Annotated in this window: 10 protein-coding genes; 6 read left to right on the top strand and 4 right to left on the bottom strand. The window is 70.3% G+C overall.

What is annotated here, in order from left to right; genetic code table 11:
• Positions 1 to 27: 27 nt before the first annotated feature.
• The 4 genes from TU30_RS31450 (at position 28) to TU30_RS31435 (ending at position 4,661) form a co-directional block, all read left to right on the top strand.
• The gene (locus TU30_RS31450; RefSeq protein WP_158719404.1) at positions 28 to 945 is read left to right on the top strand and encodes a 2OG-Fe(II) oxygenase family protein; all 918 of its coding nucleotides are present in this window, start codon (positions 28 to 30) and stop codon (positions 943 to 945) included.
• Positions 942 to 1,883 carry a 2OG-Fe(II) oxygenase family protein gene (locus TU30_RS31445; protein WP_042176721.1) on the top strand — a complete coding sequence of 314 codons (942 nt, stop codon included), beginning with the start codon at positions 942 to 944 and terminating at the stop codon, positions 1,881 to 1,883. The genes TU30_RS31450 and TU30_RS31445 overlap by 4 nt, the downstream gene beginning before the upstream one ends.
• 966 nt (positions 1,884 to 2,849) lie before the next feature.
• Complete coding sequence (locus TU30_RS31440; RefSeq protein WP_176726291.1) at positions 2,850 to 3,056, top strand: DUF4236 domain-containing protein; 207 nt, start codon at positions 2,850 to 2,852, stop codon at positions 3,054 to 3,056.
• 75 nt (positions 3,057 to 3,131) lie between these two features.
• Positions 3,132 to 4,661, top strand: a complete 1,530-nt coding sequence (locus tag TU30_RS31435) for a UDP-N-acetylglucosamine 1-carboxyvinyltransferase (protein ID WP_042176719.1) — start codon at positions 3,132 to 3,134, stop codon at positions 4,659 to 4,661.
• A 484-nt stretch (positions 4,662 to 5,145) separates the two neighbouring features.
• Here TU30_RS31435 and TU30_RS31430 read toward each other — a convergent pair whose 3' ends face one another.
• Positions 5,146 to 6,459 carry a cyclopropane-fatty-acyl-phospholipid synthase family protein gene (locus TU30_RS31430; protein ID WP_042176714.1) on the bottom strand — a complete coding sequence of 438 codons (1,314 nt, stop codon included), beginning with the start codon at positions 6,457 to 6,459 and terminating at the stop codon, positions 5,146 to 5,148.
• A gap of 520 nt (positions 6,460 to 6,979) precedes the next feature.
• Here TU30_RS31430 and TU30_RS36320 point away from each other — a divergent pair.
• Positions 6,980 to 7,324 (top strand): hypothetical protein, encoded by a 345-nt coding sequence (locus TU30_RS36320; protein ID WP_052479987.1) that lies wholly within the window; start codon positions 6,980 to 6,982, stop codon positions 7,322 to 7,324.
• Positions 7,248 to 9,098, top strand: a complete 1,851-nt coding sequence (locus TU30_RS31425) for an MMPL family transporter (RefSeq protein ID WP_234308053.1) — start codon at positions 7,248 to 7,250, stop codon at positions 9,096 to 9,098. Before TU30_RS36320 ends, TU30_RS31425 begins: the two co-directional genes overlap by 77 nt.
• A gap of 66 nt (positions 9,099 to 9,164) precedes the next feature.
• Here the strand turns inward: TU30_RS31425 and TU30_RS31420 are convergent, their stop codons facing one another.
• The 3 genes from TU30_RS31420 to TU30_RS31410 all read right to left on the bottom strand — a co-directional run.
• The gene (locus TU30_RS31420) at positions 9,165 to 16,589 is read right to left on the bottom strand and encodes a type I polyketide synthase (RefSeq protein ID WP_042176711.1); all 7,425 of its coding nucleotides are present in this window, start codon (positions 16,587 to 16,589) and stop codon (positions 9,165 to 9,167) included.
• A 104-nt stretch (positions 16,590 to 16,693) separates the two neighbouring features.
• Positions 16,694 to 17,821, bottom strand: a complete 1,128-nt coding sequence (locus TU30_RS31415; RefSeq protein ID WP_042176727.1) for an SDR family oxidoreductase — start codon at positions 17,819 to 17,821, stop codon at positions 16,694 to 16,696.
• Between the two features lie 360 nt (positions 17,822 to 18,181).
• On the bottom strand, positions 18,182 to 18,958 hold a 777-nt coding region (locus TU30_RS31410; RefSeq protein ID WP_042176709.1), incomplete at its 5' end, for a transposase.

The raw sequence follows: 18,958 nt of genomic DNA, 5'->3' as shown, positions 1-18,958 counted from the left end.
GAAACCGACCAGGACGGGAGTCGCACCATGACGGACACTGCGCAGGCACAGCAGGCACCACGGGAAGAGCAGGTGGAGGCCCACCTCGCCCTCCCCGCGGCCGAGGTCGACGCGGGCACCCTGCGGTTCGCCACCTCGGACGACACCGAACGGGCGCTTTGCATCGGCGCGTTCAACGTGGCCGTCCCCGAGGACCTCGACGTGCGTGCCGGACTCGACTTCTGCCGCACCTTCTACAAGCCGGCGACCGGTGATCCGGCCGACCGCCACCGGGGCCACCGCGAACACGGCCACCCGGCCTCCAAACTGGGCTACGAAGACCGGCCCGACCAGGTCGAACAGCTCCAGCTGGAGAGCTTCCTGTGGCAGGAGTACCTGCCGGACGAGGTCACCGCGGTGCTGCGGCGCATGCGGCAGCTGACCCTGGACGTCCTCTACGGCGTGTTCGACGCGGCGGGGGTGCCCGAGGCCGACCGCGGCCTCATCACCGGCGGCGCCCCGCAGGACACGGGCCTGTGTTACACGGCGGTCAACCACTACCGTGCGAACCTGAGCGACCGCGCCGGGATCGTCGAGCACTCCGACAGCGGGTTCATCACCACGATCTGCACCGACCAGCACGGCTACGAGATCCTCCACGAAGGTCGCTGGCTGCCGGTGCGCGAGCGCCCCGGCCACTTCACCGTCAACCTCGGCGACGCCTTCCGGGTCCTGACCAGGAAGCTGCCCAGGCCGGTGACCGCGGTCTACCACCGTGTGCCGGAGCTGCGCCCGGACGCGGGCGTCCCGGACCGCTCCTCGTTCACGGTCTGCATGGGGCCCCGCTACGACATGCCGCTCTACCAGTACGACACCGAGGGGAGACTGCGTGAACACCAGAGCTTCCGCGACTTCTCGGTGGAGAAGGCGGGCAAGCTCGGCTACGACTTCCACTCCCGCGTATGAGCACGGCGGCGGGACACCCGCGTACCACCGCGCTGCAGGGCTGGCAGCTGGCGGAACTACGCGACGGCGAGCTGCACTTCACCGCCGAGGACGGACTCCGGCGCGCTCTGGAAGACGGCTTCTTCTACGTGCAGCAGCCCGTCGGCACGGACCTGTCGGCGGGGGACCGCTTCGCCCGTTCCTTCTGCCTCCCGGCCGAGGACCCGGCAAGCCCCACCGCGGAGCACCCGGACCCGTACCGGGGCTTTCGCCGCTGGACGGCCGAGCGACTCGGCCGCCACCAGGGCCATTTCTGCCGTGATGCCGACCAGACCGAGCAGTTCTTCCTGGAGAGCGCCTGGTGGGGCCAGGTCTGTCCGGCCGCGCTCGCCCGGCAGGCCGAGCGCATGCGTGACTTCGCGCTCGACGTCCAGCGCGCAGTGCTCGCCCGCCTCGACCTGCCGCGCCCGCTTTGGGACGAGGCCACTGGACACAGCCTGACCCCGCACGGCACACACACCCTGACCTTCAACCACTTCCGCCCGGAAGTGGCCGCGCGCGGCCTGGACATCCACAAGGACTCCGGCTGGGTGACGGTTCTGCGCTCCACCGAGCGCGGACTTGAGGTGGACCGGGACGGCGAGTGGCATCCCATCGACCCGGTCCCCGGCACCTTCATCGTGAACTTCGGCTGCGCGATGGAGATCCTGACCCGGCGGACCGCCACACCGGTGGCCGCGGTGGCCCACCGCGTGGTGCGCCAGCCGCCGAGCGGCGGGGCCAAGCCTGACCGCTTCTCGTACGCGCTCTTCGTCGACAGCAGTCTCGACGAGAGTGTCTGTCCCGGACTGTTCGCCTACGAGCCGGGCAGCGGCCTCCACCTCCGGTCGGGGTTCGGGACCTTCCTCAACGACATCCTCGACAACACCTACCGGGAGGACACGAGCGGTCTGTACTGAGACGGCGCCGCCCGTCGGGCTGCAGGCCATGGGCCTGTCGGTGAACAAGCAGCAGCTTTCCGGCCGTGCCGCCTCAGCTCAGAGCTGTACCAGCGCGTCACTTGTTCACCGACGGGCCCGAGAAGCCCCAGGCAGCAGAGTTGCCGCAGGAGACTGCCGACGAGATCCAAGCACTCAACCCAACCGGACACCGAACGTCCCGACGAATCCAGGCGCCGCAGGACGGTTGGCAGACTGCGAACGGACTGCCTTCACGCTGGTCGTCTCACCGAACCCGGCCGCCCTGTTCAGATCCTCGTAGTGGACTGGATTCGCCGAGAACGGTCACCGCTGTCCGCTGTCATCCAGCCGAGGCGTTCGACAGCGAACCCGGTCGTTTCGGCTTCCTTGCCGGCGCACCCGGTCGTACGAGGTGACGTGCCGGGGCTCCTGGGTGGCCGTACCGGTCGGGGCGGACCCTGCGGAGCCGTACGTAGAGCTGTGTCGTACGTGGATGCGGTACGCAAGCGTCGGCGGTGTCCGCTGCCGGACCGCGTGACGGCCCGGGTTCGAGGATGTGCCCGTAGTACGGCCGTTTCGCCGGTCGCGTGGTGGTGGCAGGAATTGACGTCCCGACGTCCTCCCCCCTGGGGAGGGGCCCGACACCGACGACGTGGCGGCCGTGCTGCGGGCGGCGCGCGGACTCGGCGTGCCGGCCTGGATGTCGTACACCGTCGACGGCGTACACCGTCGACGGCGGCATCCGTAGCGTGAAGAGCACAGCTTGCGGCGCCGGCAGTCCAGGTCCGGCCACAGGTCCGCGAAGTCCACCCCGGCCTCCCCGCCGGGCCGCACCTCCTGGGGCACTGCTGCCTCAAGATGCCGGCGCCCGTCATCACGGGGCCCGGACGGGGTATGCGCACGCGGAGGGCGTCGTGAACCCGACGCCAGGAAACCGACGTCATGAACCCAGGGAGGGAGACAGGGATGCCGCTGACGTTCCGCAAGAGCTTCAGGATCTTTCCGGGGGTGTGGCTCAACATCAACAAACGCTCCTGGTCCATCACGACCGGCGGCGGGCGCGGGCCGCGCCACACCACGAGCAGCACAGGACGCCGCACGACGTCGATGGACCTGCCCGGACCTTTCGGATGGCGGCGCACGCGCAGCACCCGGCGCAGCAGGGGACACTGACCTCACATCACCCGAACGGCTCAGCCAAGAGGCCCCCGAGAGGCGCCATCTCATATCTGAGATAGCCTCGCTCTCATGTCAGACGACTACCTCGTACGCATCGGTAAGCTCATCCGTGACGCCCGGCAACACCGCGGCTGGACACAGGCACAACTGGCGGAGGCACTCGCCACCAGCCAGAGCGCCGTCAACCGCATCGAGCGCGGCAACCAGAACATCAGCCTTGAGATGATCGCCCGTATCGGTGAGGCGCTCGACAGCGAGATCGTCTCCCTGGGCTACTCCGGTCCGATGCACCTGCGGGTCGTCGGCGGCCGCCGCCTGTCGGGCTCCATCGATGTGAAGACGAGCAAGAACGCGTGCGTGGCACTGCTGTGCGCCTCACTGCTCAACAAGGGGCGCACGGTGCTGCGCCGCGTCGCCCGCATCGAGGAGGTGTACCGCCTCCTGGAGGTGCTGGGCTCGATCGGCGTCCGCACGCGGTGGGTCAACGAGGGCGTCGACCTGGAGATCGTGCCGCCCGCCACGCTGGACCTCGACTCCATCGACGCGGACGCGGCCCGCCGCACCCGCTCCATCATCATGTTCCTCGGTCCGCTGCTGCACCGCACGGACCGCTTCATGCTGCCGTACGCCGGCGGCTGCGACCTCGGCACGCGCACCGTCGAGCCGCACATGATCGCGCTGCGCCGGTTCGGCCTGGAGGTCGCCGCGACGGAGGGCCAGTACCACGCGGTGGTGGACCGTTCCGTCAGCCCCGACCGGCCGATCGTGCTGACCGAACGCGGGGACACGGTCACCGAGAACGCGCTGCTGGCCGCCGCCCGGCACGACGGCGTGACCGTCATCCGCAACGCCTCGTCCAACTACATGGTCCAGGACCTGTGCTTCTTCCTGGAGGCCCTGGGCGTCAGGGTCGAGGGCATCGGCACCACCACGCTCACCGTGCACGGCGTGGAGAGCATCGACGTCGACGTGGACTACTCCCCCTCCGAGGACCCGGTCGAGGCGATGAGCCTGCTCGCCGCGGCCGTCGTCACCGAGTCCGAGCTGACGGTGCGCCGGGTGCCGATCGAGTTCCTGGAGATCGAGCTCGCGGTCCTGGAGGAGATGGGCCTCGACCACGACCGCACCCCCGAGTACGTCGCGGACAATGGCCGCACCCGGCTGGTCGACCTCACGGTCCGGCCCTCCAAACTGGAGGCGCCGATCGACAAGATCCACCCGATGCCGTTCCCCGGCCTGAACATCGACAACGTCCCGTTCTTCGCGGCGATCGCGGCGGTGGCGCAGGGGCAGACCCTCATCCACGACTGGGTCTACGACAACCGCGCCATCTACCTGACCGACCTCAACCGCCTCGGCGGACGGCTGCAGTTGCTCGACCCCCACCGGGTCCTGGTCGAGGGCCCCACCCGCTGGCGCGCCGCCGAGATGATGTGCCCGCCGGCCCTGCGCCCGGCCGTGGTCGTCCTGCTGGCGATGATGGCGGCGGAGGGCACCTCGGTGCTCCGCAACGTCTACGTCATCAACCGCGGTTACGAGGACCTGGCGGAGCGACTGAACTCGGTGGGGGCGCAGATCGAGATCTTCCGGGACATTTGAAAGGTCAAAGAAAAGGTATCGCGAATCCCCTCCTGACCCGCACGTATGCCAGTCAGGAGGGGAAGTCGCTTCTTCTGTGGGACGTCTCAGGGACTTTGGGCCCAGCCGGGAGGCTGTCGGTCTCAGGGCTGGTGGCGCCGACAGGATGGGGGCGGAATCACCGGCCCCGCACGTGATGGCTCACGGGCAGGACGTCGGCATGAGCGACGAGGCCGAATGGGCGACAACGGGTCGGGCCGAGTCTCAACTCACTGCCTCGCCGTCCTGCACTCCGGAAGCAGGCTCGCGCATCATGCCCCTTACCGCTGTCCTGCGGTCATGATGGAAACATGTCCTCAACCAGGGCCCGCTCCGCCAGCTGTGGCCGGTGCTGCGCACCCTCGTCGGCCGCACCGTGCGCGCCGTGTCCAGGCCGCCGCCGACCGCCAGGACCATGCCTGAACAGTGGAAACTCAACGACTACGTTCGGAAAGCGGAAGCCGGCTCAACCGACCGGCACTTCTTCCGGCGCACCGGGCATGGACGGGGCAGGACGTCGATAGCAGCCGGGCTGGGGCGTGAAGATCCGCCGCTTGACCGGGTACGGACGGACACAGACCATGTGCTGCAGATTCAGGTGACCCGCCTCATAGGACAGCATCCCGACGGCGAACAGCAACCGCCAGGCGGCCACCGTCTCTCGGCCGACGAGTTCAACGGCCCGCTCGTGCCGCGTCTCCAGCCGGTCCAGCCACGCCCTGAGCGTCAGAGCGAAGTCTCTCCGGAGGTTCTCGACGTCCAGAACCTCCAGGCCGGAACGCTCCGCCTGCAGCACGCTGCGGCCGATCTCGCCCGGGTTGAAGTCCGGGAACACGTAACGGAGCATGAACGGACTGCGCACCAGACGTCGCCCGGGGCGCAGGATGCACAACTCGTGGCTGAGGACGCGTCCGCCCGGCGCGACCAGACGCGCCAAAGAGGCAATATGTCGGCTCTGACCACGACGTGACAGGTGCTGAGTCATCTCGACGCTGGCCACGGCGTCGAAGGGCCCGTCCGAGATCGCGCGGAAATCCTGCAGCCGTACGTGCAAGCGGTCCGACAGGCCGGCTTCCTCAATCCTTCGGGTGGCGAGTCGCGCCTGGTTCGGTGAGAGGGTCACGCCCACACCATTGACACCATAGTGCCGGGCAGCGTGCAGAAGCAGGCTGCCCCATCCACAGCCGAGGTCCAGCAGCCGCATCCCTGGTTGGAGGTCGAGCTTGCGGCAGATCAGGTCCAGTTTGGAGCGTTGCGCGTCGTCCAGTTCGAACCCGGCGGGAGCCGCCCTCTGGCCCCAATAGGCACTGGAATAGACCATTGAGGACCCGAGGACGAGTCTGTAGAAATCGTCACCGACGTCGTAGTGATGGCGTACCGCTCGGGCGCCACGGGTGGGCCGGACCTCCCCCGACGGGGGGCGGAGCGGTGGTCCCAGGACCTGCCGATTCACACCGAGACGCCATGACGACAGGGCCGCGCGCGCGAGATCCGATCGGGAGGACCCCAGGGCGGACCCCAGTTGTCGCATGACCGCTACCAGGTCACCCTCGATGTCGATGTCCCCGGCCACGAACGCTCGAGCGGCTCCGAGTTGTCCGGGACGCCACAGCATGCGTCGCACCGCGTCGGGGTGCTTCAGCACCAGGGCAGATCCCGACTCGGCACCCGCGACGCTCCCGTCCCAGGCCCGCATCTCGAATTCCAGGGCCTCCCCGGTCATCTGCTGCAGAAAGGCAGCGGCCTGATGGGCAACGCCGTTGGTACGTGCTCTGGTCATCGTTTCTCCCTGCTCGACTGGCCACGGCGCGCGGTTGCACCCATGCCGCCGAGGCGCAGCACCTGCAACCTCGTACTCTTGTCGGCGAACGGGCCGCCCGGCGGAAGCACCCGTGGCCGAGGCCCATGAGGACCAGGCCGGCGAGCGCTGAGTCATGCTGTGCGCCGATGTCTCCGCATACGCACAGCGTCGATGCCGCCGCTCGGCTAACGACCGTCGCACTCCATGGGCACGGCCCCAGCACCACTGTGTGAACTGGCGTAACCTGCACAGGCTTCGGAGAAGTCTGGCTGCCGCCCCGGTTTCCTTTGAGCTCCGGGGCAGTCCGGCGAGCAGCCGTGCGCGCCTCAGGAGAAGACGGTCCACTGGGTGATGCCCTCTCCGGCGGAACGCGAAGAGCCCGGCATCCCCGAGGGGGACTCGGTTCGTCACGAGTATCGAGGCCCGGATAGCTACCTAAGGCGGCCGGAGGCGTTCTCCTTCACGGACGCGGAACGAACCCGTGAAGGAGTGAGGCGTAGTGATCCAGCTGTCGGCGGCGCGGGCGCGGTTGGTGGTCCTCGGCACGTTGATCGTGGTGGTGTGCGCGGCGTGGCTGATTCCGGGGGCGGTCGCGGTGTTCGGCCGTGACGGGACGGTGACCGAGAACTCGGAGGCGTTCCGGGCGCGGCACGCGGCGGAGCGCCTGGGTGCCCCGCCCGCCGATCTGGTCCTGACCGTCTCGGGCGATGAGGGAGCTGAACGCACGGCGGAGCAGGCCGCCCTGGCCGTCTCTCGGGCCTTGTCCCGTGAGCCAGGCGTGCGTGCCGTCTGGTCCGGTGGCAGCCGAGAGCAGCCGAGAGCAGCCGGGCCTGCGTACCCGTGACGACGCTGCCGTGCTCGTGCTGGCCAGACTGACGGGCTCCGTGCAGGACCGCGAGAAGACGGCCGAGCGCTTGGTGGCGCACGCACGGGCGGCGGTGCCGACGTCCTCGGTCCGGGCGAGTGGGCCCTCGTGGACGGTGAGGCAGGTGGACGATCGCATCGCACGCGATCTGCTGCGTGCCGAACTGCTGGCGGCGCCGGTGGTTCTCGTGGTGCTTCTGATCACTTACGGCTCGTTCGTCAGTGCTCTCATGCCGGTGGTGGTGGCGGGAGTGGCGGTGGGCTGCACGATCCCTTTGCTCGGCGGTCTGGCACGGTTCGTCCATATCTCGTCGTTCTCGGCCAACGCGGCGCTGGCCGTCGGATTCGGCCTGGCCGTCGACTACACGCTGTTCCTCCTCGCCCGGTACCGGGAGGAACTCGCCACGGGGCTGCCCCGCTCGGAGGCGCTGGACACCGCTCTGCGGACCAGCGGACGCTCGGTGGTCTTCTCCGCCGCCGCGGTCACGGTGTGCCTGGCCGCGGTGGCCGTCATCCCGGTCCCCCTGGTCCGCGCTCTCGCCTTGGCGGGCGCGGCGGTCGCGGTTCTGTCGGCCGTCGCGGCGTTGCTGCTCGTGCCCGCGTGTGTGGTGCTCCTGGGGCCGTGGTGTGAGCGTGGTGATCCCTTCCACCGCTGGCGGCGTACCAGGCTGGGCGAGGGAAGCCCGGTCTGGCGGCGGATCGCGCGGGCCGTGACCCGGCGGTGGACGGTGGCGGGCGGAGCTGCCACGGTGGTGCTGGTGCTCATGGCATGGCCGTTCACTCAGGTGCAGTTCGGCGTCATGGACCACCGGATCATGCCCGCTTCCTCACCCGTTGCCGCTACCGATGAGCGGGTCAGGGCCGATTTCACCGGTGCGCCGGAACAGGTGGTCTTGGTGGTGCTTTCAAGGCCGGTGCCGGCCAAGCGGATGGCGGAGTACGAACGCGCGGTGGCCGACATCCCGGGCGTGACCGGCGTACGGAAGGCGGCCGGTTCGCCGGGCGGGGGGACCGTCCTCGCCGCCACCGCCGCCCCATCCGTGCGGGCGGGTGAGGACGAGGCCGCCACTCTGATCAAGGCGATCCGGGCGCTTCCCGCACCGGGGCCGGTGCTGGTCGGCGGGCGGGCTGCCGAGGTCGAGGACACACTGTCGGCGGCCAAACGAGCGCTGCCATGGACGGTGGCGTTGCTCGGCGCCGGTCTCGCCGTCCTCCTGGCCCTCTTCACCCGCAGCGTCGTCGCACCCCTCAAGGCACTTGTCGTGGCGGTCGTCAGTCTCGGGGCGAGTCTGGGAGCCGTGGTCGCCGTGTTCCAGAACGGGACGGCTCGCGGCGTGCTGGGCGGGTTCACGGTGACCGGGATGCTCGACATCTCCCTGGTGCTGTTCACCCTGGCCATCGCGCTGGCCCTGTCAGTGGACTACGAGGTGTTCCTGCTGGGACGTATTCGCGAGGAGTACCAGCGCACGGCGGACAACCGGCTCGCCGTGGTCGAGGGGATCGCCCGCACCGGGCGCCTGATGACGTCCGCCGCGCTGGCCGTGGCGATCTCCACAGCCGCCATGGCCACCTCCTCCGCATCCGTGATCAAGATGATCGGAGCGGGAGTGGCTCTGGCCGCACTCGTGGACGCGGTACTGGTCCGCGGCGTCCTGGTGCCCGCCGTGATGGCGGCGCTCGGTCCCGCCAACTGGTGGCTTCCCGCCCGAAGCCGTCCGTGCGAGCGTTTGTCCGGCCCGTCCACGGCCGGTTGACCGCCGCGGACCGGGCTGAGGGGCCGATCCCTCGGGAAAGGCCCCTCGCCGTATCCCGTCGCCGCTCTAGTGGTGCAGTGTGCGGTGGATTCGGTGCGCGATTCCCTCGAGGGTCGCGGCGGCCATCAGCTCCATCATGGACAGTTCGCAGTGGAAGGTCTGCTGGAGGGAGACGGAGAGTTCCGCGCCCATGAGCGAATCCAGGCCGAGGTCGGCGAGGTTCGCGGTGGGGTCGACGCGGTCCGTGGTGGTCTGAAGAATGCGGGCGGCCACGTCGACGAGGACCTCGGTGACCAGGTCGAGTCGCGCTTGGTCGCTCCCGGCGGACTTCAGGCGCTTGCGCAGGTCGTCGGCCTGGGCACGGGACGCGCGAGAGTGCGCGTGGGTCAGCTGGGCGGTGAAGCGGGCCACGGACAGCGCGGGGAGCAAACCGGTGAGCCGGTCCCAGTCCATGACACCGATGGCTGCTTGGCCGTGCGCACGGTGAAGGTGCCGGTCGAAAGCGGCCAGAGCGGTGGCCGGAGAGATCAGTCCGATGCCGGTGCGGGCGATGGTGTCAGCCATCTGCGTTCGTGCGACGTAACCGGTTTCGGAGATGCCGCCCCAGGCCAGGGCCAGACCCGGCCCGCCATGGTCCCGGCGCTGTCGCGCCAGTGCTTCCAGGTAGAGGTTGGCGGCCGCATACGGGGCTTGGTGCTGGTTGCCGATGAGGGCGGCGACGGAAGAGTAGACGACGAAGAAGTCGAGCGCGCGGTCGCGTGTGAGGTCGTGGAGTACCGAGCCGCCGCGCACCTTGGGGGCCAGAACGTCGGCGAACCGCTCGGCGGTGAGGTCGCTCAGGGGGGCGTCGTCGAGATGCATGGCGGCGTGCACGACGCCGCGTACCGGACGACGGAGCTGATCCGCCTCCGCGATGACCGCCTCGACGGCCTCGGGCTCGGTGACGTCGGCACCGTACACCCGTACCGTCGTGCCCGCCCTCTCCAAGTCGGCCATCAGACCGGCGGCTTCGGGCGCCTGGACACCGCGCCGGGAGAGGAGAGCCAGGTGACGGGCGCCGCGGTCGGCGAGGTGACGGGCCGTCGCCGCGCCCAGGCCGCTCAGCCCGCCGGTGATCAGGTACGTGACGTCGGGGTCGAGCCGCACTGCCGGTTCGGGCTGGTCGATGACGACCGGCGAGCTGTCGGTGAAGGAGATGACGACCTTGCCCAGGTGACGCGAGTGGCGCAGCGCGCTGAACGCGTCCTTGATGCGGCTGGCCGGGTGAGTCTGATGGGGCAGAGCCCGGTAGACGCCGGCCCCCACGCGTTCACTGACCGTGCGGAAAGCGGCCGCGGCCCCCTCGGGCGCGTCGGCGATGAAGCGGGTGATGTCGACGCCGTAATAGGCCAGGTTGTCCCGGAACGGGCGGAGGAGCAACGGGGCGTTGGCGTAGATGTCTCGCTTGCCCAGTTCGACGAACCGGCCGCCCGGTGTCAGGCACTCCAGACTGCGGGCGATGGCCTCGCCGGCCAGCGAGTTCAGCACGACGTCCACGCCCCGCCCTGCGGTCGCGTCGCGGACCTGGTGTGCGAAGGAGAGGTCCCGGGAGTTGAAGACCGCCTCGGCGCCGAGCGTGCGCAACAGGTCCCGCTTGGCCGGTGTGCCGGCGGTGGCGATCACCCGGGCGCCGATGTGTCGCGCGTAGGCGAGGGCGGCCAGGCCGATACCGCCGGCGCCGCCGTGGACGAGCACGGTCTCGTCGGCCTGGAGGTGGGCGAGGGTCTCCAGGGAGTGCTGGACGGTGAGGAAGACCGCAGGCAGCGTCGCCGCCTGTTCGAAGGTCATGTGCTCGGGCATGCGGCCGGCCTGCTCGGTCCGCACCCGTACATGGGAGCCGAGCGCACCGTGGGCGAAAGCGAACAGACGGTCACCCACCGACCACTCGGCCACGTCCGGGCCGGTGGCGGTCACGATACCGGCGCACTCCAGACCCAGGAGAGGCCCTGTGGGGGTGGCCGGCTCGGCGTCGGGAGGGAGCAAGCCCTCCGCGAGCATCACATCGCGGTAATTGAGCGCGGCGGCCTTGACGCGGAGGATCACCTCGCCGGGGCCCGGCTCCTCCGCCTCGGCGGCAGCCCAGGTCAGCTGCTGGCCGCGCCCTGCGCGGTGCAGCCGCAGCCGGTAGGTGTCGTGGCGTCCTGCCTGTCGGGCCGCGGGCGCGAGAGGGCGCAGTCGGGGGACGAAGCGGCCATGCGTCTCCAGCACGGTCTCGTCCTCCTCGCCCGGCGCGCCGGACCGGGCCGGTGCGAGGAGTTCCGCGGTGAGCCGGGCGGCGTCATGCGCCAGGTCCCCGGAGGAGGAGAGGCTGACGCGGCGTACCGTCAGGATCGGGTGCTCGTTGGCCACGACCCGGCCGACACCCCACAGCGCGGCGGCCCAGGGCAGGCCCCCGGTGTCCGCCGGCGCGGGGTGCAGGCCTGTCGGGGGAGTGACCAACCACAGCTGGGGGTCGGCGTGACCGGCGGCGGCCAGGGCGGATGCCGTGGCCTTCACGACGCCTGCGGCCTCCGTGACGAGGTCGGCGTCGGCCTGCTCCTGCTCGGTGCCGAAGAGCAGCACCACGCGTGACGGCACCTGGTCGGTGAAGTCGCCCAGCCCCCGGTCCCAGGCGTCCGGCACACGCGTGCCGGTGACGTGGGCCCCGGCCGCACGCAGGTCGTCGGCCAACGTCCCTGCCAGGGACTGGCCGGCAGCGTCGGTGACGACCAGCCACGGGCCCTCGGTGCGGGTGGGAGTCTCCAGGGCGGGCGGGGCGGGATGCGGGCGAGCCCCGGGGGCGGTGCTCCGCCGCGCGATCAGCAAGCAGTAGTCCTGCGCGGTCTCCGGTTGCTCGCTGCCGACGTCGGCGACGGCGTCGAAGCCGCAGTCGGACAGCAACGGCGGCCATGCCGCGCGAGGAAGCAGAGGACTGGTCCGCACCTGGTCGTCGGTGAACGACCAGTACTCCGGCAGCAGCCCGAAGCACGGGCCAATGATCTCCTCGTCGTGACTCTCCACCGCCAGCAGTTGCCCACCGGAGTCGAGCAGCCGCGCCAGCCGGGTACACGTGGCCCGGAGGTCGGCGGTGGCGTGCAGCACGTTCGCGGCCACGATCAGGTCGTAGGACCCGGGCACGAAACCCTGCTCCGCCGGGTCGCGGTTCAGGTCCAGCGTGCGGTAGTCGAGGTAGTCGAGGTAGTCGTGGTCGGCGAACCGGGCCTGCGCGCGAGGGAAGAAGGCCGGCGTGACGTCCGTGAAGGTGTAGCTCGTGAGGTGAGGCGGAAGCACGGGAAGCAGCGCCGTGGTGAGACCGCCGGTGCCGGCGCCGACTTCGAGCACGCGCAGGGGGCGGCCGGTCGGCCATGTACGCAGCGCCTCCTCGATGACGAGACGGACGTAGTGGCCGTGCGCGCGCATCTGGGGGGTGTCGGCGTAGAAAGCCTCCACGAGGTGGCGGTCGGCCTCGTTGAACAACACCTCGCGGGCGTCGGTCCGGCCGGTGAGGATGTCGGTCAGATGCGTTCCGTAACGGGCGGCCAGGGCGATGGCGGTGATCCACTGAGGGCAGCGCTCCGACCACCGGCGCATATGGGATTCCGCAGCGGCGGGCACGCCGGTGAAGTCCCAGCGCTCCCCTCCCGAAGTGGGCTGGAGCAGCCCGGCCTTGGCCGCCAGTCCCGCGAGCAGACGCGCGTAGGGGGCGTAGTGCGGTCGCAGGCCCGCGTCCAACAGATCACCCAGAGAGAACGAACTGGTGCCGGGGAGCAGAGCAGCGAAGGCAGCGGCGGCATAGTGCCCCGCCGTCGTCTTCGCGAGGGCGGCGAAGCGCGGGTAGTCGTCCGCCTGGTCTGCCTCGAAGGCCGCCCGGGCCGCGGCCGTCGCCGCCGCCGAGGTCTCCGGTCCCGGGAGTGGAACGGCGGTGGAGCGAACCGGCCACCCGCCGGGGAGTGGCGCGTGACGCAGCACGGTGGCCAGCTCCTGCAACCCGTCCTTTGCGGTGAGGGCACGCAGGCGGCAGCCCGACAGCTCAGCGGCGACGGTGCCGTCCTCCAGGCTGACGGTGACGTCGACGACGGCGTCCGAACCGGTGAGGTGGCGCAGCCTGACGTGAATCCGCCCCCGGGCCGGCGGCTGGTGCCAGACCCGCGCCTTCTCGACGGCCGTGGGCAGGAACACGCGGCCGTCCGCGACCGGGGCGAGGAGTGGGGCGGTCGTCTGCAGGGCCCCGTCGCTGATCACCGGGTGCGCCTCGAAACCATCACCGTCCTTCGCGGCCGCGGCGGGGAGTTCGTAGTCGGCGGTGACCCAGGAGTCCGACACCCGCAGAGTGGTCAGGACCCGGAAGGCGGGCCCGTAGTGCAGGCGGGCGCGCGCGGTGTGCTCGTAGTGCACCGCGGCGTCGACCACCGTGCCTCCCTCGGCGGCGCTGATGGGTGCGGGCGCGGGCGCGGTATGCCGTCGTACCCGGCCGCGCGCGTGCGGTGTCCAGGGTGCGGAGGCGTCCCGGCGCGAGGCGATGAGGACGATGCCGTCCTCGACCGACAGGGACGTCTGCAGGGACAAGGGCGTCGGGTCGTCGGCGCGTGGCAGGGTCAACGGTCTGAGCACGGTGAGGTCGGTGACCTCGCACCGGGCGCCCAGACCCGCACGGCCCGCCGCGAGCGCGGCCTCCAGGTACGCGGTGGCCGGCATGACGACGTCCATGCCGACCTGGTGATCGGCCAGCCACGGCAGCCTGCTTCCGGTGAGCTGCTGATGCCAGGTCGGCTCGGCGACAGCCGCCCGCCGGCCCAGCAGAGGATGTACGACCGTCCTGTCCTGAGGAACCGAGGCCCACCAGTCGGGAGTTCCATTCCAGTGCCGCTCGCGCTGCCAGGGGTATCCGGGCAGGGACACCACCGCGCCCGGCCGGGGGAAGCACCGCGCGCCGGGGCGGGTGCCCGCGGCGATGACCGCGGCGGCGGCACGTCGCACAGCGGTGGGGCCGTCGGTGTCGCGGTGCAGTGTGGCATGCGCGCCGGCCCTCGCGGGCAGCAGCCGTTTCAGGTAGGTGGCCAGGACGGGGTGGGGCCCCACCTCGACGAAGGAGGTGCAGCCCTCGTCCACCAGAGCCCGGACGGCGTCTGCGAAGAGGACCGGTTCACGTACGTTCCGCCACCAGTAGCCGGCGTCGAGCCGCGGGCCCGCCAGAACGGCCCCCGTGACGGTGGAAGCGAAGCCGAGTCGGCCCGGTCGCGGCCGGAGTGTGCTCAGCGGACCCGTGACATCACCGTGCACGGGGTCCATGTGCCGAGAGTGGAAGGCGTAGTCCAGGTCCAGGAGCCGGAAGAACACCCCGCGCGCCGTCAGCTGCCGACCCAGCTCCGTCAGCGCCGCAGGGTCACCGGCGAGCGTGACGTCGGTGGGGCTGTTGACACCGGCGAGTTCCAGGCGTCCGTCGAAGGCCGCCAGCTCCTTCGTGGCCGCGTCGGCGCCCAGGCCGACCGCGGCCATGCGCCCGCTGCCGGCGGTGGCGGCCTGGGCGCGGCTGCGTACCGCCACGACGCGGCACGCTTCCTCCAGATCGAGACAGCCTGCGACGTACGCGGCGGCGATCTCACCGACGCTGTGCCCGACGACAGCGTCCGGCTCGATGCCGGCGGCTTCCATCAGCCGGACGAGGCCGACCTGCACGGCGAACAGCAGGGGCTGGGCGACCTCCGTGCGCTCCAGATCGGGTGACCCCCCGGCCAGCCTCTCTGCCACGGACCACCTCAGGTGCGGGCGCAGGCAGGTGTCGACCTCGTCGACGGCGGCGGCGAAGACCGGGTCCGTCATCAGGTCCGCGCCCATGCCCGCCCATTGGGAACCGTTGCCGTCGAACACGAACGCGACTCGTCCCGGCGCCGCGCGTACGGCGGTCGTCACCGCCCGGGTCGCCTCACCCCCCGCGAGCCGCAGAAGCGCGTCGGCCGCCTGTGACGGGTCCGCGGCCCAGACACAGGCGGCGTGTTCGTGGCGGGTGCGCCGCAATGTGGCGGTGTAGGCGATGTCGTAGAGGCCGTCCTCGGTGAACTGCAGGTGCTCCGCCATCTGCTCGCAGGCGCGCTTCAGGGCCGCCGGGGTACGGGCGGACACCACCAGTGGCAGAGCGGTCGCCGATGATGGCCCGGGCGGCAGCTCGTCCACGGAGGCTGCCGAAGCGGCGGCGATGACGACGTGGGCGTTGGCGCCCCCGAAGCCGAACGAGTTGACACCCGCGACCGCCATCCCGGGGGAGTCGAGCGGCTCGGGCCGGGCGACCGGGCGCACGTTGAGTTCGTCGAAGGCGATGTCCGGGTTGAGTCGTTCGGCGTGCAGCGTGGCCGGGATCCGCTGGTGCCGCAGGACCAGCATCGCCTTGAACAGGCCCGCCATGCCGGCGGCGGCCTCCATGTGCCCGAGGTTGCTCTTGACCGATCCGATGGGCAGGGGCCCCCGGTGGCGACCGACCCCGAGCGCACGGCCGATGGCTTCCACCTCGAGCGGGTCCCCGGCCCGCGTGCCCGTGCCATGGGCTTCCAGGTACGCGACGTCGTCGGGTACCAGTCTTGCCCGCGCGTACACCTGACGCAGCAGCGCCTGCTGCGCGACGCTGCTGGGCAGTGCGAGGCCGGGGGTACGTCCGTCGTTGTTGGTGCCGCTGGACAGGATCACCGCGTGGACATGATCTCCGTCCGCCCTGGCGTCGGCCAACCGCTTCAGCAGTACGAGGCCGCCACCCTCCGCGCGGGCGAACCCGTCCGCCTCGGCCGAGAACGGCCGGCAGCGGCCTGTGGGCGACAGCATGGAGGCGTTGCAGAAACCGGCGTACAGGTGGGGGTTGAGGAGAACGTTGATGCCCCCGGCCACCGCGACACGGGCATGTCCGTTGCGCAGGTGCTCACATGCCTGGTGCACGGCGGTCAGCGCGGAGGAGCAGGCGGTGTCCACGGTGGCACTCTGTCCGTGCCAATCGAAGTAGTGCGACAGGCGGTTGGCGACGATGGCGCCCGCCGTGCCCGACATCGTGTAGGCGTCCCCCGACTCCGGTGACATCGCCTGCAACTCACCGTAGTCCCGGCTCGAGCAGCCGATGAACACCGCCGTGTCCGACCCCTCCAGCCGGGCGGCGTCGGCGCCCGCGTCATCCAGCACCTCGACCGCCATCTCCAGCAGCAGCCGCTGCTGGGGGTCCATCTGTGCCGCTTCTCTGGGGGAGATCCCTGTGAAGTAGGTGGTGTCGAAGCCGGCCACGTCGTTCAGGAAGCCACCCGCCGCGGTGTACGACTGACCGGGACGCCGGTGGGTGTCCACGAAGTCCGCGGTCGGGAAACGGTCCGGGGGTACTTCTCCGACCAGGTCGGCACCGGCCGTCAACACAGCCCACAGATCGTCCAGGTGATGGATCCCGCCCGGCAGTCGACAGGCCGTGCCCACCACGGCGACGGTGTCATCGGACCTCGGGGTCATGTGCGAGGGCAAGTGTGCTCCCAACAGACTGGTATGGATGTTCCGGCAGGCACGGCGGAACGCTCGCGCTGACACGTCAGAGGAGGGCAGCGGCCCGCTGACCGCTACCTCGGAGAAGAGGCCGACAAGGCACCGAATCCGAGTGCCCGCTGAAGAAAGCGCGCGTCGACCGGCGCGGGCTCCGGCAGCCCCGGCGTGTCGGCCAGCGCGTGCGCACGGTCGTATCGGTGTTGCAGCCGGCAGTAACTGATAAAGCCTGTTAGGTGCCTGGCGATGAAGAGTTCAGGCACGCTCGCCCCGTCGAACTCCTCCGCGCACTCCAGTCGCAGACCGGCGTGGAGCCGCTCGAGGACATGGAACACGTCTGCCAGTCGGGTGGGCGTGGGATGAACGATGTGGTAAGTGCGGACCTCGGAGTCCGCACGAGGCATGTCGCACCCGATGCGGACCATCGCCTCGGTCGCGTAGTCGCTCGGCACGATGTTGAAGGTGGCGGAGGGCGACGCGTTGATCCGCAGGCGCACCTCGGCCCCCCTCAGGCGTTCGGCCGCCGACGGGATACCGGGCGCACCGCCCTCCGCGAGGACCTTGACCATCTTCCCCAGCTGGGCCAGCGGATGCTCCGCCGCGCTGTCCGGCAGGGCCTGGTCACTGGCCACCACGCCGGGCCGCAGTACCAGCGCCGGACGCGCACGTCGGGCCGCCCACTGCCGGACCAGTTGCTCTGCCGCGTACTTCGACGCGTCGTAGTGCGCCACGAAACCGTGGACGTCGGTCAGGTCGTCTTCCAGCACCAGCCCGGCGGGTCGGTTGCCCGCGACCGCCATAGTGCTCACGTGCACCAGTCGGCATGCGGGCCGTGTCTGGTCCATGAAAGCGAGAACGTGGGCGGTGCCCTGGGCGTTCACTCGGAAGAGACGCTCCCGCTCCCCTGCCAGGGCAATGTCACCCGCGCAATGCCAGACGGTATCGACCTGCCCCGCCAGCCGGGCGTGCAGTGCCGGCGTCAGCCCCAGCCACGGCAGCGTCACATCGCCCGCGACGCACCGCAGCCGCTGCAGAGCGGCACTGTTCACATCGCCCTGCAGGCCGATCGCCGCCACGACACGGTCGCGTAGCGCCAAAGGCTCACCCCGCCCCAGTGCGACAACCTGCTGGTTCCGCGTCGTCAGCAACGCATGCGCGATACGTGAGCCCACAAAACCCGTGGCACCCGTAATCAGAACGGTCACCGCTTCAGAATGAGTGAAGAAGACCAAAAGAGCAAAGGCGCATAAAATCGTATTTACCTATATCGATACTCCTCATTGTGGGAGTGAGCTATTTCCAAACCTCAGTCTGAACAGGTCGGTGCAGGGTGAGGATGGCCCGGCCGATGTGGGTGTTGCGGGTAAGGGCTGTCCCGTGATTCCCGGCGGGCGCGCGACGACAGCTACGGCACCTCGCCGCGTTGTCGGGTCGTCCGCATACATCCAGTATGCGGAGGACCCTCCGCCTTGCGATGCACCGCATCCGACGCCGCGCGCTGATCCACCGGGAATTACGGGACAGCTCTTAGCTTGACTCTGTCGGGGATCTTGGAGTTGCCGAGGTCAGGTGCCCAGGGTGCGCCAGGACTTCGGCCGGGGGATCTCGTGCTGATCGAGGTAGGTCTGGAAAGCGGTCGGTCGGCGTGGCCGGGGTGCTTCCTCGGTCGGTGGGAGGCCGCTGAGGCGCTCGATGTTGATGGCGATGGCGGTCAGGACGTGCTGGAGGTGGACCTTGCCCTGCCCTCGGTAGCGGCAGCGGCGCATGCCGTGGCCGTGGGCGAACTCGTTGACCGTTCCCTCCACTCCGGAGCGGACCGCGTAGCGGGTTTTCCACTCGGGTGTCTGTTGCTCGGCACGGATGCGGAGTTGCAGGTCGCGGAGTTCTCGCGGAGGAAAGCCGACGGTGCGGGTGCTTTCGCGGGAGGTGGTGCACCGGGCGCGGGCCGGGCAGGGGTGGCACTGACTTTTGGTGAACCGTGCCACGATCAGCGGAGCCGCGGTGGGCGAGGAGGTCGGGTAGGGGCCGTGCCAGCCCTGGCTGACCTGCCCCTGGGGACAGGTGACCTGCCGGCGGTCGTAGTCGATGTGAAAGTCGTCCCGGGCGAAGCCCTCGCCTCGGCGGTGCTGCCGGGTGGGGTTGCCCCGGAGCGGCCCGGAGACGGTGACCTGGTGATCACGTGCGGCTTGTTCCAGGTGGGGCAGGGAGGTGTAGCCGCTGTCGACCAGGTGCTCGGCGGGCAGCAGGCCGCGGCGGTGCAGGCGGGTGTGGATGCCGGGCAGGACCTTGCTGTCATGGGTGGTGGAGGCGGTGGTGGCCACGTCCGTGATCACGTTGGGGCC

This window comes from Streptomyces sp. NBRC 110035 (genome assembly GCF_000829695.1).
Classification (GTDB): domain Bacteria; phylum Actinomycetota; class Actinomycetes; order Streptomycetales; family Streptomycetaceae; genus Streptomyces.
The sequence above is the reverse complement of the archived record's forward strand: the minus strand, read 5'-3'. Positions and strand labels throughout refer to the sequence as shown.

Bases quoted from the DNA above. Each gene is read 5' to 3' on its own strand.
- TU30_RS31450 (WP_158719404.1), top strand. From the start codon at position 28: ATGACGGACACTGCGCAGGCACAGCAGGCACCACGGGAAGAGCAGGTG.
- TU30_RS31445 (WP_042176721.1), top strand. From the start codon at position 942: ATGAGCACGGCGGCGGGACACCCGCGTACCACCGCGCTGCAGGGCTGG.
- TU30_RS31440 (WP_176726291.1), top strand. From the start codon at position 2,850: ATGCCGCTGACGTTCCGCAAGAGCTTCAGGATCTTTCCGGGGGTGTGG.
- TU30_RS31435 (WP_042176719.1), top strand. From the start codon at position 3,132: ATGTCAGACGACTACCTCGTACGCATCGGTAAGCTCATCCGTGACGCC.
- TU30_RS31430 (WP_042176714.1), bottom strand. From the start codon at position 6,459: ATGACCAGAGCACGTACCAACGGCGTTGCCCATCAGGCCGCTGCCTTT.
- TU30_RS31420 (WP_042176711.1), bottom strand. From the start codon at position 16,589: ATGACCCCGAGGTCCGATGACACCGTCGCCGTGGTGGGCACGGCCTGT.